The sequence below is a fragment of the Kribbella sp. NPDC050241 genome, assembly GCF_044459685.1.
Taxonomy (GTDB): domain Bacteria; phylum Actinomycetota; class Actinomycetes; order Propionibacteriales; family Kribbellaceae; genus Kribbella.
Map to the genome: position 1 here is coordinate 420,387 of NZ_JBITJE010000002.1, position 16,398 is coordinate 436,784.

Here is a 16,398-nt window from a genome sequence, read left to right on the forward strand (position 1 = left end):
AGCTCAGGCGGCGCAGCGGCTCGCCGAGCCGACTACCTCCTGTCCTTAGGGCACACCACCCCCGGTTGATGTCGGGTGCGGATGGCATGCTTCCGGGAGAAGCCTGGGAGCGAGGAGTGCCGTGGGGCCGTGGGACGTGGAGCAGGTGCTGGGACTGGCGCCTGATTCTGCGTCCGCGAAGGCTGGGCAGTCGCAGGCTCGGCCGGAGAAGTGGTCCGGGACCGGGGCGTCCGACCGGGCTGTGTGGGGACTGTGCCAGGGGAGCGGCAAGACGCCGTACCAGACCACGGTTGATCCGAGCGGGCCGGCGTACAAGTGCTCGTGTCCTAGCCGGAAGTTTCCGTGCAAGCATGCGCTCGGGTTGCTTTTGCTGTGGGCGACCGGGGCGGTCCAGGGCGGTGACGAGCCGGAGTGGGTCAGCTCGTGGGTGGATCAGCGAGCGGCCAGGGCCGAGCGGCCGGAGCGTAAGCCGGGTGAGGTCGCCGACCCCTTGGCTGCGCAACAGCGTGCCTCGAGACGGGCTGACCGGGTGTCGGCCGGCATGGCCGAGCTGTCGAGTTGGCTGGATGACCAGGTCCGGCAGGGGCTGGGCGGATTCGACCAACGTGCGTACACCGAGCTGAGCAGACTCGCCGCGCGCATGGTGGACGCGCAGGCGCCAGGAGTCGCAGGAGCGGTACGGCGAGCCGCCGGGGTCGTCGGCCGTGGTCACGGCTGGCCGGGTGAGCTGCTCGAGGAGCTGTCTCTCATCCACCTGGTCGTCTCGGCCCACGGCCGCCTCGCCGACCTCCCACCGTCGCTGGCCGACACCGTGCAGTCGCGGATCGGCTGGACCGTCGAGACGGCCCGCGTGCTGGTCGAAGGAGAGAAGGTCGAGGACGACTGGCTCGTGCTCGGCCGCGTGGTCGAGCCCGACGACCGGCTCACGGTCCGCCGCGTCTGGTTGCGTGGGGCAACGACTGGACGACTCGGTCTGATCCTGACGTTCGCCGCCGCTGGTCGCCCGCTCGACCCGCTGCCGGCGCGACCGGGCGAATATGTCCCCGGCGCCCTGTCCTTCTACCCCGGCGCCCTCCCGATGCGCGCCCTGCTCACCCAGACCGCGCCACGCCTGCCCGCACCGAAGCCGACGGGATTCACGGCCCGCCAGGCCTTGGCGTCGTACGTCGAATCCGTCGCTGCCGACCCGTGGAACGAACGCTGGCCGCTGGTCCTGCAGGACGTGCGTCCTGCCCAGTACGGCGAGGGATGGGCGCTGGTGGACGACGCGGGGGACGGACTGGAGATCTTGCCCGGTGTGGATCCTTGGAAGCTGCTGGCGGTGTCGGCCGGCGATCCGGTCACCGTCGCCGGCGAGTGGAACCGCGCGGGATTCCGGCCGATGACCTGCTGGCACGGCGATCGGCCGGTGATCCTGTGAAGGGCTGGGACGGGCTGGTCAGCTCGGCGTTGCTCGGTACGGACCGGCGGCCGGTGCACTTCGAGGAGTTGCCGGAGCACATCCAGGAACGGCTGGGCGACGGTGGACTGCTCGACGCGGCCGCGCTCGCGACCGTCTACAAACGCGCCGGTCGCAAACCTCTGCAGGAGCTCGAACCGTTGCCTGCGGCACCAGGTGAGGATCGGCCGTTGCCGAGGCCGGTCGCGATCCGGCGGCTGGCCGCGATGCTGGGTGGATTCCAGACGACCGCGCTCGGCGAATGGCTGCGTGCCGCCGACGTCCGTGGGTGGGGCGTGCCGCCGGAGCACCTTCCGGCGTTGGCCGACTATGCCCGCAACAGAGCGGAGTACCGGCCGCTCGTGATCGCCGCTGCAGGTCGGCGGGCCGCGTGGCTGGCGGATCTGAATCCGGAGTGGCGCTTCCTGCACGCAGCAGTTGTCGAGAGCAACGATCCGGAGCTGTGGACGCATGGCAACGCGATTCAGCGCCGTAGCTGGCTGCGCGGCCTGCGGCAGCACGATCCGCACGCGGCACGGGAGGCGCTGAGCGAGGTCTGGCCGACCGAGTCCGCCGCGACTCGCGCTGACTTCCTCGGTCTGCTCGCGGAGGGATTGTCCGAGCAGGACGAGGACTTCCTCGAGGCCGCGCTCGACGACCGGTCCAAGGAGGTACGTCGGGCTGCGGACCGTCTCCTCGCGCGAGTTCCGGGCTCGAAGTACGGCGAACGCATGGCCGAGCGGATGTGGTCACACCTGACCGTCAGCCAGGGTGTGATCGCGGTCGACCTGCCGCGGCGGCTGAGCGCCTCGATGGAGCGCGACGGGATCACCTCGCAGAACCCCGAGGGAGTCGGCAAGCGCGCGTGGTGGTTCCTGCAGATCGTCGCCAACACCCCCTTGTCCGTCATGGATCTCAGCTGGTTGCAGACGCCGGTGGAGGGCTGTTCGCCTGAGGTGCTGCAGGCTGCCTGGACGGAAGCCGCGATCCGGGAGGGTTCGGCCGAATGGGCCCGGAGTTTGTTGCAATCCGAGGCATCGACCGGCAGCCGGAGTCCGGCGGAGTTGCTGCGGTTGCTGCCGCCGGATGAGTGGGCGCGGGCCGTGGAGGCGCTCCGCACCACCGTGGATGTCGCCGAACTGGTGGGCGGGCTGCCGGTGCCGTGGCCGTCGTCGCTCGCGACCATGATCCTGGACCAACTGGCGAAGGTGGGCACCGCGCGGGCGTGGGCCCGGTTGGCGAGCATCACGGCCCGCGCCGCGCCGGCCGACGTACTGAATCATCCGATCACCCGGGAGCCGACCGGCGAGGAAGACACCTGGCGCCGACGGCTGGTGGAGACCCTGATCTTCCGACGTGAGATGTACGAGGAGCTGTCATGACCACTGAAGTACTGCGGCCGCACGCGGAAGAGGAGTACGCCGACGAGCTCGTCGCACTGGCAGCCGCGGACGATCGCGCCCGCCCGCCGGCCTGGCGGCTGTCGCCGGCGGCGGTGGTCACCTACCTGCTCGGCGGACGCGCGGGTGACATGGAGATCTCACCGAAGTACGTCGGTCCGCGCCGGCTGATCGAGGTCGCGGTGGCCACGCTCGCCACGGACCGTGCGCTGCTGCTGCTCGGCGTACCGGGGACGGCGAAGACGTGGGTCAGCGAGCACCTCGCCGCGGCCATCAGCGGAGACTCGACCCTGCTCGTGCAGGGGACGGCGGGTACGGCGGAGGAGTCGATCCGCTACGGCTGGAACTACGCGCAGTTGATTGCCCAGGGCCCCAGCGAGGCGGCGCTGGTGCCCAGTCCGGTGCAGCGGGCGATGACCGAGGCGAAGATCGCCCGGATCGAGGAGCTGACCCGGATGCCGTCCGACGTCCAGGACGCGCTGATCACGATCCTGTCCGAGAAGACGCTGCCGGTGTCCGAGCTGGGCACGGAAGTCCAGGCCCGCAAGGGTTTCAACGTGATCGCCACCGCCAACGATCGGGACAAGGGCGTCAACGAACTGTCCAGCGCGTTGCGGCGCCGCTTCAACACCGTCGTACTCCCGCTGCCGGACTCCGCCGAGGACGAGGTGGAGATCGTCTCCCGCCGGGTCGCCCAACTCGGTACGGCGCTGGAGTTGCCGCAGCCGGACGACGCACTGGACGAGATCCGCCGGGTGGTGACGATCTTCCGCGAACTGCGGTCAGGCCGGACCGAGGACGGCAGGACCGCGGTCAAGTCCCCGTCGGCCACCCTGTCCACCGCGGAGGCGATCAGCGTCGTCACCGGTGGTCTTGCGCTGGCCGCGCACTTCGGGGACGGCGTACTGCGTCCGACCGACGTGGCCGGCGGCATCCTCGGAGCCGTCATCAAGGACCCGTCGGCCGACCGCGTCGTCTGGTCGGAGTACCTCGAGACCGTCGTGCGAGAGCGGGATGACTGGGCCCCGTTCTACCGAGCCTGCCGAGAGATCAACGGATGACCGTTCACCTGCTCGGGATTCGGCATCACGGGCCGGGATCGGCGCGGGCGGTGGCAACCGCTCTCGGCGAGATCCAGCCGGATGTGGTGCTGATCGAGGGGCCGCCGGAGGCCGACAAGGTGGTCGAGCTGGCCGCATCGGAGGAGATGGAGCCGCCGGTCGCGCTGCTGGCGTATGCGGTCGACGACTCGACCCGGGCGGCGTTCTGGCCGTTCGCGGTCTTCAGTCCCGAGTGGCAGGCGATCAAGTACGCGCTGGATGCGGGTGTGCCGGTGCGGTTCTGCGACCTGCCCGCCGCGCAGCAGTTCGCGTCGTCCGGTGGTGAGGGTCGGCGGGCGATGTCGATCGATCCGCTGGCCACGTTGGCGAACGCGGGTGGGTACGACGATCCCGAGCGCTGGTGGGACGACGTGATCGAATCTCGGCGTGAGGGGGCCGAGCCGTTCACGGTGATCGCGGACGCGATGCGCGAGTTGCGGCACGGTGAGGAGGCGACCGGCCGGGAGGCACAGCGCGAGGCGTACATGCGGACCGTGCTGCGCAAGGCCCTGCGCGAGGGGCATGAACGGATCGCCGTCGTCTGCGGCGCCTGGCACGTGCCCGCGCTCGGGATTCCGTTGCCTCCGGCAACGCACGACCAGCGAATCCTGAAGGGTCTGCCGAAGCGGAAGGTCGCGTGCACCTGGGTGCCGTGGACGCATGGCCGGTTGGCGGCGGCGAGCGGATACGGCGCCGGTATCACCTCACCCGGTTGGTACCACCACCTGTTCACCGCGCCTGACCAGATCACCTCCCGCTGGCTGTCGAAGGTCGCTCGCGTACTGCGGGACGAGGACCTCCCTGTCTCCAGTGCCCACGTGATCGAGGCTGTCCGGCTCGCTGACACCCTGGCAGCCTTGCGAGGACGTCCGCTGGCCGGGTTGAGCGAGGTCACCGAGGCGACACGGGCAGTCCTGTGCGGTGGGAACGACCTACTGCTTGATCTGGTCACGCGGGAAGCCGTGGTCGGTGAGTTGCTGGGGTCGGTGCCGGGGGAGACGCCGCAGGCGCCGGTGGCGGCGGACCTTGCCGCGCAGGCGCGGCGGTTGCGGATGAAGCGGGACGCGACCGAGCGGGTGATCGAGCTCGACCTGCGGAAGCCGAACGATCTGGACAAGTCGCGACTGCTGCACCGCTTGCGGATTCTCGGCGTGCACTGGGGTGTTCCGGCGACCGATGAGCGGCGCGCGCAGGGCACGTTCCGCGAGATGTGGCGGTTGACCTGGGATCCCGGGCTCGAGGTCGAGCTGGTCGCAGCGGGTGCGCACGGCACGACGGTGGTCGGTGCCGCGACCACCGTGATGCTGCGCGTGGCCGGCGATGCGTCGACGCTGGCCGATGTCACCGCGGCCTTGGAGAAGTCCCTGCTGGCCGACCTCGAGGACGCGCTTCCCGAGTTGCTGCGCGGAGTCGACACTCGCGCGGCGGCCGACTCCGATGTCGGACACCTGATGGCCGCGTTGCCCGCGCTGGCACGTTCTTCGCGGTACGGCGACGTCCGCGGGACTGACACGGCCGGGTTGGCCTCTGTCGCGGGGCGGATGGTGTCGCGGATCTGCGCCGGGCTCGGGCGGACCGTTCATGGTCTTGATCCCGATGCGGCTGCTGCCGTGCAGGAGTTGATCGACGGTGTTCAGGACGCAACCGCCTTGCTGGCCGAGGATGTGCGGTCGGAGTGGCTGAACACCTTGGACGGGTTGAGCGACCGGACCTCGGTGCCGCCGCTGATCCGTGGGCGGCTGACTCGGCTGATGCTGGACACGTCGCGGCTGCCGGATCAAGAGGTCGCGTTGCGGCTGGGGCGGGCGCTGTCCCCGGGTACGCCGACCGCCGGTGCGGCCGGGTACGTCGAGGGATTCCTCGCGGGTGGCGGCCTGCTGCTGGTGCACGACGAACGGTTGCTGGCGTTGGTGGATGCGTGGCTGAGCGCGATCCCGGACGACGCGTTCGTCGAGGTGCTGCCACTGCTTCGCCGTACCTTCGGGACCTTCGCGTCGCCGGAGCGGCGGTCGATCGGGACGCGGGCGCGGGCCCTGGCCGACCCGGCCGCGCTGGTTGTTGCTGACGACAACGATCTGGACACCGAGCTGGCCGCGTCCGTGCTGCCCGTCGTCGCGCAGTTGCTGGGGGTCTCATGAGCGACGAGAGAATGCGTCGCTGGCGGCTCGTGCTGGGCAGTGACGCGGAGCCGGAGACGGGTACGACGCTGTCCACGCAGGACCGGTCCGTCGATGCGGCGCTCGCCGCGCTGTACGACGCGGAGCCCGGAGAGCAGGGGCCTGGACGGTCGGCCGGGCTCGGTTCGTCGGCGCCGCGGGTCGCGCGCTGGCTGGGGGACATCCGGCAGTACTTCCCGAGCACCGTCGTACAGGTCATGCAGCGGGACGCGGTCGAGCGGCTCGGCATCACCCGGATGTTGATGGAGCCCGAACTGCTCGGGGCAGTTGAGCCGGACGTGCACCTGGTCAGCACGTTGCTGGCGCTCAACGAGGTGATGCCGGAGGAGACCAAGCAGACCGCGCGCGAGGTCGTCGGCCGGGTGGTCGCCGAGTTGGAGGCGCGCTTGGCCGAGCGCACCCGGGCCGCGGTCACCGGTGCCCTGGATCGGGCCGGGCGGACCGGCCGGCCGCGGCATTCGGACATCGACTGGGACCGGACCATCCGCGCGAACCTCAAGCATTTCTCGCCGGCGCTCGGCACGATCGTGCCGGACCGGCTGGTCGGGTACGCGCGACGCAACCACAGCGTCCAGCGCGACATCGTCCTCGCGATCGACCAGTCGGGCTCGATGGCGGAGTCGGTGGTGTACGCGTCGCTGTTCGGCGCGGTGCTCGGGTCGATCCGCACGCTGCGGACCAGCCTCGTCGTCTTCGACACCGCCGTGGTCGACCTGACCGATCAGCTCGAGGATCCGGTCGACGTACTGTTCGGGACCCAGCTCGGCGGCGGGACGGACATCAACCGCGCGCTCGCCTACTGCGAGGAGCTGGTCACCAAACCGGCCGAGACCGTGCTGGTGCTGATCTCGGACCTGTACGAGGGCGGCGTCCGCGAGGAGATGCTCCGTCGCGCCCGCACGCTGACCGAGTCTGGTGTCCAGGTGATCGCCCTGCTGGCGTTGGCCGACTCCGGTACGCCGTCGTACGACCCGGAGAACGCGGCCGCGCTGACCGCCCTTGGCATCCCGACCTTCGCCTGCACCCCGGACCGCTTCCCTGACCTGATGGCCGCAGCCATCCGCCACGAAGACATCACCACGTGGGCCGCCACCAACCTGTCCTGAAAGGAACGCTCTATGACGACTGTCGAGCTGACCCGCTTCCGGGTGCTGCCCGAGAAGACCGCGGAACTGCTCGCCGCCCGCGCCGACATGCTGACGGACTTCACCTCCGATCGCGCCGGGTTCCTCGGCGCCCGCCTCGTGCAGCTCCCGGACAACGAGTGGCTCGACATCGTCGAGTGGGCGAGCCCGGAGGACTTCGCCGCGTCGCGTGACAAGGGCGGGAACCTTCCCGGCATCGCCCGGTTCTTCGCCGCGATCGACTCGCTGGTCACCGCCGAGGAGGGCACGCTCGCCGTCGACGAGCCGTAATCCGCCTGACAGTGGGCGGAGCGGGTGCGACCGTGGGCGGTATGGAGATCACGGAGATTCCGCCTGATGAGTACGACCGGGCGGCGGAGTTGTGGGAAGCGTCGGTGCGGGCGACGCATGACTTCGTCACCGAGGCGGATCTGGACGTGTTCCGGCCGTTGGTACGTGCGTCGTTCGGAGAGATCACCCAGCTGGCCGGTCTTCGCGCCGACGACGGGTTGCTGATCGGCTTCATCGGCGTCGCAGAAGGGAACGTCGAGATGCTGTTCCTGGACCCGGCGTACCGAGGGCAGGGCGGCGGGAGTCTGCTGCTCGCGCACGCCTTCCGTGAGTTCGCCGCTAGCGCGGTCGACGTGAACGAGCAGAACCCGCGGGCCGTCGGGTTCTACGAGCATCACGGCTTCCGAACGGCGTCCCGGAGCGAGACCGACACGACGAACAAGCCGTACCCGATCCTGCACATGAAGCTAGCCAGCTAGTTCGAGGATGTCGATCGGCGTGTTCGGGTCGGCCTCGGCGAAGCGGAGGGCCCACTGGACGGCCTCCTGCTTGGAGTCGACGCGGATGATCGAGACCCCGGCGACGAGCTCCTTGGTCTCGGTGAACGGTCCGTCCATGACGCGCGGCTCGCCGGGGCGAGGGAACGTCACCCGGGCACCGCGGGCGCTCGGCATCAGCCCCTCGGCGACGAGCAGTACGCCGGCCTGGCGCATCTCCTCGAGAACCGCGTCCGCCCGGGCCAGCATCTCCGGGTCCGGTGGGTTCCCGGCCTCGAGATTGTCGTTGGTCTTGTGAAGCAGCATGTACCTCATACGGCAGACCTTAGTGCCGTCCAGAACGCCGGCGGGATCTCGTGGTCCATCCACCCGGCGACCTCGGTGATCTCCCGCGGGCTCCGCGCTCCGACCACGACCGCAGGTACGGCGGGATGCGTGAGTGGGAACTGGACCGCAGCGGCCAGCAGCGGTACGTCGTACTCACGGCACAGCTCCCGGAGCCAAGCGATCCGCTCCAGCAACGCAGGTGGCACTCGGGCGTACCCGTGTGGTGCGCCGTCAGCGGTGTCAGCCAGTACGCCGCCCTGGAACACGCCGGCCGCGAGCACACTCACGCCGTACTTCTCGCAGAGCGGTAGTAGCTCGTCGGCTCCGGACTGGTCGAGCAGCGTGTACCGCCCTGCCAGCAGGATGCAATCGGGTCCGTCCGCGCCCGTCTCGCTGAGGAACCGGGCCGCGACGTCCGCGTGGTTCACACCGAGCGAGATCGCGCGGATCGTGCCGCGCCCACGCAGCTCGGCCAGCGCCCGCAGCGCCTCGGTCGACGCGGTCAGGTAGTCGAGGTCGGGGTCGTGGATGTGCAGGACGTCGATCCGGTCGATGCCCATCCGCTTCAGACTCGCCTCGAACGACCGCATCACCGCGCCGTACGAATAGTCGAGCCGTGGACCGAGGCCCGGCGGCGGGTCCGCCCAGATCGGCTGGATGTCCGGCCCGCCGGGCTCGATCAGCCGGCCCACCTTGCTGCAGAGCACGAAGTCGTCCCGCGGCCGCCCGCGCAGCGCGAGCCCGGCCCGCTGCTCCGAGACGCCGTAGCCGTACACAGGTGCGGTGTCGAAGAGCCGGACACCGAGCTGCCAGGCACAGTCGATGGTCGCGATCGCCTGCGACTCCGGAACCGCGGCGAACATCCCGCCGATGGAGGCCAGCCCCAGCCCCAGCCTGCTCACCGTCAGCCCCGTCCGCCCCAGCTCCACACTCCGCATGCCGAAGACCCTAGGAGCGACCGCCGACAGAACCGGGTCTTCCCCGCGGCCGGTCCGCACGGCACCATGCGGATATGGGTGAGATCGCGGAGCGGTACCGGCGGCGCGCCGAGGCGTTCGAGCGGAAGGTCGCGGCGGTACGACCGGAACAGTGGGACAACCCGTCGCCGTGCGAGCTCTGGACGGCCAAGGACGTGGTCGACCACATCGTCACGATGCACGGGGTGATGCTGATACCGGTCGCCCGCAAGCTCGAGCCGTCCGACGACCCGTTGACAGCGTTCCAGGAGGCGCGGGCGGCGATCGAGGACGTGCTGGAGGACCCGGTGCTCGCGCTGACCGAGACCGACAGCCCGAGCGGACGGATGACCGCGGAGCGGCACGTCGACGAGGTGGTCTCCGACGACCTGGTCCTGCACGGCTGGGACCTGGCCCGGGCCACCGGTCAGGACGAGACGATGGATCCCGTCGATGTGGAGCGGATCTGGGCCAGTACGGCGGCCATCCCGGCCGAGGTGATGGAGCAGTTCCGTACGCCCGGCGCGTTCGGGGAGGGGATCGAGGTGTTCGGTCCGGAGGTCCAGGTCTCTGTGGACGCGCCGCTCCAGGACCGTCTACTGGGTCTGATCGGCCGTCAGCCGTAGCAGGTCGCTCGGGGCGTAGTAGACCTCTGGCGTGGCGCACAGCGGCGCGCTGAGGAGCTGTCTGGGGTGCGACATGAGCAGTGCGTGTCCTTGCGCGACAGCCGGCTCGAGATACTCGTGCCCCGGCAGGTCGGCCACGGCAGTCCGGCAGCCGAGCGCCATACCCTCGAACAGCGCCGTCGTCGACACGCCGACCTGGTACGTCGCGGAGGCCAGCAGGTCCAAGGTGCTCCCGCCGGTCGACAACTGCACGCCGGCCGGGACGGTGTAGTCCGACGCGTGCTCACTGGGGTGCGGCCGGAACAGCACCTCCAGCTCCGGATGCTCCTTCGCGACGGACTCGGCCACATGCAGCAGCTCGGCACCGACCGTGCCCTGCGACAGGAACACGACCCGGTGCGGATTCTTCTCCGTCGCACGCGGCAGGTACGACGTTCCGACGACCTCCGTCCTCATGCCGGCCGGGAGGTCGGCGACGGTGGTCCAGTACGACCCGAAGCACCAGAGCTCGTCCGGCTGATCGGCGACCACCGGCCGGCCGGGATAGCTGTAGCCGAGGTGGAACGGGCTGATCGCGCCGTGCTGCAGCTCGACCACCCGGATTCCGAGATCCCGCGCGGCGCCGACGATGTGCTGGTGGAAGTAGCCGACCACGACGTACACGGTCTTGATCCGGTGCCGCCGCAGCAGGGCGCGGTAGAGGGCCCGCAGTCGCAGATGTTTGGGCACCTCGCGGGCCACGAGAGCGCCGATCGGAACTGAGATGCCTGTCAGGTCGCGGAGCGCTTCGCTGATTCCGCGGTCGTCGGCGGATCGCCCGTGCAGCGCTCCCGCCGCGGAGGTGAAGAAGTCGAGGTTCCGGCTGCCGGGCAGGGGTGTTCCGTTGATGCCGGAGTCCAGGATCAGCGCCGACGGGCCGAGCGCTGCTCGCAGTTCCTCGGTGTAGATCTCGACACCGTTCGGTTTCCGCGGGTGCGGTACGACGAGCGAGTCGTAGTGGCCGACGAACGGGCTGCGCGTGACCAGTCCGGTGACGTGCCTGCCGACGAGGCGTGCCTTGTCGTACGACGAGCGCCGTACCGGATGAGGTGCTCCGTGGATGCCGCTGCGGCGGGTCAGCTCATGGAAGACACGCATCCGGATGATCGGCCACGGGTGCGCGCTCTTGATCCGCCACTCGAGCAGACTCAGATCCCGCTCCACCTGCCAGATCGCCCGGCACAGGCCCGCCACCGTCGGGCCCACGCCCGGCGCCGTGCCGTTCCCGGTACTCGTCATGGTTGATCCCCACTATGCCCGCGAGACTGCCGACCCCTGAGAAGAACCGGCGGACCGCCTTCAGCAGGTGCGTCCTCCGGCCGAGCAGGAGCCCGGCGAGGGCGAACCCGACCGCCGAGATCACCCGGGCCGAAGCATAGGCCAGCACCAGCCCATAGCTGATCGCACCCGGCCGGATCAGCAACCGGCTGATCGTGTCGCCGCTGCCGGACCGGAACGCACGGCGTACCAGCCAGCTCAGAGTGGTCCGGCCGGCGGGCACCTCCTCGGAGATCACCGCCTCCTCGCACCAGACGATGCGGAAGCCTGCCCGGTGCACCCGGAGGAAGAAATGCAAGTCGCTGGAGCCGCTGTAGCGGAACGCGGGATGGAAGCCGGGCGTCACCGTGTGGTAGACCCGCTGGCTGACCAGCGTGTTGTTCGTGTACGCCTTCCGCAATTCCTCACCGGTCGCGTGCCGGCCTGTCGAGTCGTGTACGTCGCTGAAGTTGTTCCACGCCGGTGCGCCGTCCGGGAGGTTGCCCTTGACCGGACCGGTGACCACGTCGGCGCCAGTGGCCTCCCAGGCGCGCAGGAGCGACGCCAGCCACCCCGGCGGCGCGACCTCGTCGTCGTCCACGAAGATCAGCGCGTCGTCGTTCCAGCACAACTCCACCGACCGCTCGCGCGCGAACGGGATCCCCGGCTCTGGCTCCACCACCGACTCGATCGGGTACGGCGTCCCCTCGCCGAACTCCTCGAGCACCCGGGCCGCCGACCCGTCGGCGTCGTTGTCGACCACCACGATCCGGATCCCGTAGTCGGATTCCTCCGGAAGTTCCTGGGCCTGCAGGCTGGTCAGCAGCGCATGCAACAGAGCGGGTCGCCTGAAGGTGATAACCGCAATGGCGACGCTGGTGCTCATGGCGCCTGAGACTATCGGTCCACACCAACCCACCACCATCCAGTCGGCGTGTGAAGTACCCCCCAGACTCACTCAGCTCAGCCGCAAAGGACACCGCTGCGCGGCGGCAGCGCGCATCGGCCGCCTCCGGCGGCTCCCGCGAACCGGTGTCACGGAGAGTGTGATCGGCGCGAGCACCGCGGCCCTGTTCTACTCGTCCTTGCGCTCCACCAGTCACAGAATCAGCCAAACGTATGACTGTGTCACCACTACGGTGTGTACGCATGGCTTGGTCCTGGGTGCGTCGAGTCGTGGATCGGTGTTGCGGAAAGTCGGGTTCGAGGGCTCAAATCCACGACTCGCGCGACGTCGGTGCTCTCGCCGATCGCGTTTGACCGTCAACCCACCTGTACCTGGAGGTACAGTTTTGGGGTGGAGACGGTGGAGCGGTTGATTCGCAGTACTCAGGAGCTGTTGTGGGAGCGGGGGTATGTGGGGACCAGTCCCAAGGCGATTCAGCGGGCGGCTGATGCGGGGCAGGGGAGTATGTATCACCACTTCACCGGGAAGGCTCAGCTGGCGCGCGCGGCGATCGAGCGGTCGGGGGCTGAGCTGCGGGAAGCCGCCGAGGACCAGTTCAGCGGCAGCGGTACGGCGACCGAGCGGATCACTGGGTACCTGGAGCGGGATCGGGAGGTACTGCGGGGGTGCCGGATCGGGCGGTTGACCTCGGATCCGGACGTGATGGCCGACCCTGAGTTGCGCGCACCGATCGACGAGACGTTCACCTGGCTGCGCGCCCGGCTCGCCGAGGTTGTTGCTGAGGGCAAGCGCAACGGCGAGTACCCTGGCTCACTGGACCCCGAGCAGACGGCGGCTACCATCGCCGCCGTACTGCAGGGTGGTTATGTGCTGGCCCGGGCGGCGGGTTCCGTGGAGCCGTTCGAGCTGGCGGTGAAGGGTTTGATCAACCTGTTGCCGGAGGGTACGAAGTGAAGATCGGTGCGGTGTTCCCTCAGCTCGAGATCGGTGCGGACCCGACGGTGGTGCGCGACTGGGTGACGACGGTGGAGCGGGCCGGGTACAGCCACGTGCTCGCCTACGACCATGTGCTCGGCGCGGATCCGGCGAACAGGCCGGGCTGGACCGGCTACACCGACAAGTCCTTGTTCCATGAGGTTTTCGTGCTGTTCGGGTACTTCGCGGCGATCACCACCGAGCTCGAGCTCGTCGTCGGCGTACTGGTGCTCCCGCAACGCCAGACCGCGTTGGCCGCGAAGCAGGCGGCCGAGGTGGACGTCTTGAGCGGCGGCCGGTTGCGGCTCGGCGTCGGCATCGGCTGGAACCAGGTCGAGTACCAAGCCCTCGGTGTGCCGTTCAAGCAGCGCGGCGCCCTGCTCGAGGAGCAGGTCGACGTACTGCGCAAGCTGTGGTCCGAGCCCGTCATCTCGTACGACGGGAAGTTCCACCAGATCGTGGAAGCGGGGCTCAACCCGCTGCCGCGCCGGCAGATCCCGATCTGGTTCGGCGGCGGTGCGGACGCCGTACTGCGTCGTACTGGGCGGATCGGTGACGGGTGGATGCCGCAAGGCCCGCCTGACGACACAGCGCGGGCGCAGTTGGAGACGATCCGGACAGCGGCTGTGGAGGCAGGTCGTGATCCCGCGCAGATCGGCTTCGAGGCCAGGCTCACGCTCGGCAACGTGCCCGAGCAGGACTGGCGGACGTACGTCGACAGTTGGCGTGAGCTCGGGGCGACCCACCTGACCGTCAACACGATGAACATGGGCCTGTCGAAGCCCGAGGACCACGCCGAGGTCCTGCGCGACGTCCTGCCGAGACTCAGCTAGCCCAGGGCGTGTTCGCGGTCGAGCCGCGGATCACCAGTGGGCACGGCAGGCTGACGATCTCGGTCGGCCGGTCCGGGTCGGCGATGCGGCTGCGGAGCAGGTCGATGCCGGTTTGGACGATCGCATGCACCGGCTGCTCGACCGAGGTCAGGTCGAACGACTCCCAGGCGGCGAGTTCGGTGTTGTCGAAGCCGATCAGCCAGACGTCGTCGGGCACCTTGGCGCCGACCGCCCGCGCGCCGTCCAGGATGCCGAACGCGAGCAGGTCGGTGACGGTGTAGATCGCGGTCGGCGGCCTCCGCTTCGACAGCAGTTGTCGCGCGGCCGCGTGACCGTCCGCATGCGGAACCCCGACCGAGACGACGTTGCTGGGCTTGATCTTGACTCCCGCGTCGGTGAGCGCGGCGCGGAAGCCGAGGTCGCGATCCCGCGACGTGTTCCCGGTGTGGGTCAGGGTGACCAGACCGATGTCGGTGTGGCCGGCCTCGACCAGGTACCGGCCGGCGTCGTACGCGCCCTGCCAGTTGTCGCCGACCACTTGGTCACAGTCGAGGCCGTCGATGCCGCGATGCAGCAGCACGGTCGGTGTCCCCGAGGCGAGTGCCATCGTGTGCAGCTTCGAGTCGTACGTCGCCGACGTGAGCAGGAAGCCGTCGACCAGGCGCTGGTGCAGGACGTCGGCGATCGTCTCCTCGGGGTCGTGCTCGATGTTCCACAAGATCATGTGCAGCCCGACCGAGCTGAGCACCCGGCCGATCTCGTCCAGCAGCTCGGCGTGGAACGGGCTGGTCACCCGGGTCATGAAGACGCCGATGGTGTCGGTCCGCCCGGTCTTCATCGCGCGGGCCAACGCGTTCGGCGTGTAGTTCGCGTCCTTCAGCACCTGCAGCACCCGGGCCCTGGTCTCCGGGTTGACCTTCGGATTGTTGGTCAGCACCCGTGAAACCGTCGCCTGGGACACCCCCGCCAGCCGGGCCAGATCCCTGCTCGTCGGTGGTCTCGCCATGACTCCGCCTCCCCTCGTAGTCCAAATGCTGAACCCTACTCAAGAGTGTCGCCCCTCGCCGTTGACCTCTGGTTCAGCACTGTGTATACGTATTCAATTGTATACGTATTCATCCCTAGTGGATGGGAGATTCCGGTGCAGACACAACTCTCCAACCTGAGCCGCCGCAGGTTTCTCGCCGGACTGACGGGACTCGCTGCCGGTGGGGTACTCGCCGGCTGTGGTGGCAACGGCAACGCAGGTGGTGGTGGAGGCAAGAACGGCCTGACCTTCCTGAACTGGGAGCAGGTCAAGGGCAATCCGCTCGAGCAGGCCATCCAGGCCTTCGAGAAGGAGTCGGGGACCAAGGTCACCATCCAGCCCGCGGTGACCACGGAGTACGACACCAAGATGCGCACCCTGATCGCGGGTGGCAGCCCGCCGGACGTGATGCGGATCAACGACGACTTCGTCCGCGGCTTCTCCACCCAGGGAGCGCTGCTGGACCTGAACCCGTACATCGAGAAGGACAAACTCGACACGTCGGCGTTCGCCAAGGAGACGTACGAGTTCCCGAAGCAGCCGGACGGTTCGCACACCGCCTGGGTGCTCGGCTACGAACCCCGGCTGATCTTCTACAACGCCGATCTCTTCAAGCAGGCCGGCGTACCGCTGCCGCCGACGACCTGGTCGCCGGACGGCTGGACCTGGGCCGATTTCGCCGACCGGGCGAAGAAACTCACCGACCCGGCCAAGAAGCAGTACGGCGCTCTGGTCTATCTGGACACCGGCTACGAGCAGACGTTCACGGTCAACCACGGCAGCCAGACCGGCATCTTCTCCCCCGACGGGACGAAGTTCACCCTGCCGGACGCCAAGGAGGTCGAAGCGTTGCAGTGGGCAACGGATCTGACCTGCAAGGACAAGGTGCAGCCGCCGTGGTCCGCGCTGCAGCAGGACAACGCGGAGACGCAGATGTTCGCGCAGGGCAAGCTCGCGATGATGTTCGCGACCTTCGGCACCGTGCCGTACCTGCGGACCACGGTCAAGGACTTCACCTGGGATGTCGCCGCACCGCCGGCCGACGTCGAGCAGAAGACCGAGTCCAGCGTGATCGTGTTCTGCATCCCGAAGAAGGCGAAGAACCCGGACCAGGCGTGGGAGCTGCTCAAGTACCTGGCCGGTGAGGAAGGCGGGAAGACCTTGCTGCAGGGCGGCGCCTTCACGCCGATCAACAACAAGGCCGCGGCCCAACTGGCGCCGAACGGGAAGATGCCCGCGCACATCGGGCTGTTCGCCGAGGCGGCCAAGCATCTGACCGCGACCAACCAGACCAAGAACACGCTCGGCGCCCGCGAACTGTACCGGCCCGCGCTGGATCAGGCCTACAACTGTGAGAAGCCGGTCGGCGACGTGCTGAGTCAGATCAAACCACAGGTGGAGAACGCCTTGAAGGGTTGATGTCG

The 16,398-nt window shown here is 69.0% G+C and carries 16 protein-coding genes; 11 read left to right on the top strand and 5 right to left on the bottom strand.

Annotation, left to right across the window (positions count from 1 at the left end; all coding sequences use genetic code 11):
- Positions 1-121: 121 nt before the first annotated feature.
- Genes ACIBG5_RS09965 through ACIBG5_RS09995 form a run of 7 tightly spaced genes read left to right on the top strand, consistent with a single transcriptional unit; the run spans position 122 to position 8,009 of the window.
- On the top strand, positions 122-1,420 hold the full coding sequence (locus ACIBG5_RS09965; protein WP_396391162.1) for an SWIM zinc finger family protein: 1,299 nt from the start codon (positions 122-124) through the stop codon (positions 1,418-1,420).
- Entirely contained in the window at positions 1,417-2,820 is a 1,404-nt protein-coding gene (locus ACIBG5_RS09970) for a DUF5691 domain-containing protein (RefSeq protein ID WP_396391163.1), read from the top strand. The genes ACIBG5_RS09965 and ACIBG5_RS09970 overlap by 4 nt, the downstream gene beginning before the upstream one ends.
- Entirely contained in the window at positions 2,817-3,899 is a 1,083-nt protein-coding gene (locus ACIBG5_RS09975; protein ID WP_396391164.1) for an AAA family ATPase, read from the top strand. Before ACIBG5_RS09970 ends, ACIBG5_RS09975 begins: the two co-directional genes overlap by 4 nt.
- The gene (locus ACIBG5_RS09980; protein WP_396391166.1) at positions 3,896-6,076 is read left to right on the top strand and encodes a DUF5682 family protein; all 2,181 of its coding nucleotides are present in this window, start codon (positions 3,896-3,898) and stop codon (positions 6,074-6,076) included. Before ACIBG5_RS09975 ends, ACIBG5_RS09980 begins: the two co-directional genes overlap by 4 nt.
- Entirely contained in the window at positions 6,073-7,221 is a 1,149-nt protein-coding gene (locus tag ACIBG5_RS09985; protein WP_360455558.1) for a VWA domain-containing protein, read from the top strand. The genes ACIBG5_RS09980 and ACIBG5_RS09985 overlap by 4 nt, the downstream gene beginning before the upstream one ends.
- A gap of 12 nt (positions 7,222-7,233) precedes the next feature.
- Positions 7,234-7,530, top strand: coding sequence for an antibiotic biosynthesis monooxygenase (locus ACIBG5_RS09990; RefSeq protein WP_360455561.1), 297 nt, complete (start codon positions 7,234-7,236; stop codon positions 7,528-7,530).
- Positions 7,531-7,571: 41 nt separating this feature from the next.
- Positions 7,572-8,009 carry a GNAT family N-acetyltransferase gene (locus ACIBG5_RS09995; RefSeq protein ID WP_396391168.1) on the top strand — a complete coding sequence of 146 codons (438 nt, stop codon included), beginning with the start codon at positions 7,572-7,574 and terminating at the stop codon, positions 8,007-8,009.
- Here ACIBG5_RS09995 and ACIBG5_RS10000 read toward each other — a convergent pair.
- Positions 7,998-8,342 (bottom strand): YciI family protein, encoded by a 345-nt coding sequence (locus ACIBG5_RS10000; protein WP_131361628.1) that lies wholly within the window; start codon positions 8,340-8,342, stop codon positions 7,998-8,000. The two genes, ACIBG5_RS09995 and ACIBG5_RS10000, sit on opposite strands and share 12 nt — an antisense overlap.
- On the bottom strand, positions 8,339-9,292 hold the full coding sequence (locus ACIBG5_RS10005; RefSeq protein WP_396391169.1) for an aldo/keto reductase: 954 nt from the start codon (positions 9,290-9,292) through the stop codon (positions 8,339-8,341). Before ACIBG5_RS10005 ends, ACIBG5_RS10000 begins: the two co-directional genes overlap by 4 nt.
- A 74-nt stretch (positions 9,293-9,366) precedes the next feature.
- On the opposite strand from ACIBG5_RS10005, the gene ACIBG5_RS10010 reads away from it, so the two are divergent.
- Positions 9,367-9,936 carry a TIGR03086 family metal-binding protein gene (locus ACIBG5_RS10010; protein ID WP_396391170.1) on the top strand — a complete coding sequence of 190 codons (570 nt, stop codon included), beginning with the start codon at positions 9,367-9,369 and terminating at the stop codon, positions 9,934-9,936.
- Here the strand turns inward: ACIBG5_RS10010 and ACIBG5_RS10015 are convergent.
- Both ACIBG5_RS10015 and ACIBG5_RS10020 read right to left on the bottom strand, forming a co-directional pair.
- Positions 9,907-11,073, bottom strand: coding sequence for a hypothetical protein (locus ACIBG5_RS10015; protein ID WP_396392033.1), 1,167 nt, complete (start codon positions 11,071-11,073; stop codon positions 9,907-9,909). The genes ACIBG5_RS10010 and ACIBG5_RS10015 overlap by 30 nt on opposite strands.
- Positions 11,057-12,118 carry a glycosyltransferase family 2 protein gene (locus tag ACIBG5_RS10020; RefSeq protein WP_396391171.1) on the bottom strand — a complete coding sequence of 354 codons (1,062 nt, stop codon included), beginning with the start codon at positions 12,116-12,118 and terminating at the stop codon, positions 11,057-11,059. Before ACIBG5_RS10020 ends, ACIBG5_RS10015 begins: the two co-directional genes overlap by 17 nt.
- A gap of 411 nt (positions 12,119-12,529) precedes the next feature.
- On the opposite strand from ACIBG5_RS10020, the gene ACIBG5_RS10025 reads away from it, so the two are divergent.
- Positions 12,530-13,093 (top strand): TetR/AcrR family transcriptional regulator, encoded by a 564-nt coding sequence (locus ACIBG5_RS10025; RefSeq protein WP_396391172.1) that lies wholly within the window; start codon positions 12,530-12,532, stop codon positions 13,091-13,093.
- Positions 13,090-13,947, top strand: coding sequence for an LLM class F420-dependent oxidoreductase (locus ACIBG5_RS10030; RefSeq protein WP_396391173.1), 858 nt, complete (start codon positions 13,090-13,092; stop codon positions 13,945-13,947). The genes ACIBG5_RS10025 and ACIBG5_RS10030 overlap by 4 nt, the downstream gene beginning before the upstream one ends.
- On the opposite strand, the gene ACIBG5_RS10035 is transcribed toward ACIBG5_RS10030, so the two are convergent.
- A complete protein-coding gene (locus ACIBG5_RS10035) occupies positions 13,940-14,953 on the bottom strand; it encodes a LacI family DNA-binding transcriptional regulator (RefSeq protein ID WP_396391174.1) in 1,014 nt (337 codons plus the stop codon). The two genes, ACIBG5_RS10030 and ACIBG5_RS10035, sit on opposite strands and share 8 nt — an antisense overlap.
- Positions 14,954-15,088: 135 nt before the next feature.
- Between ACIBG5_RS10035 and ACIBG5_RS10040 the strand changes: the two genes are divergently transcribed.
- A complete protein-coding gene (locus tag ACIBG5_RS10040; protein WP_396391175.1) occupies positions 15,089-16,393 on the top strand; it encodes an ABC transporter substrate-binding protein in 1,305 nt (434 codons plus the stop codon).
- The last annotated feature ends 5 nt before the right edge of the window (positions 16,394-16,398 follow it).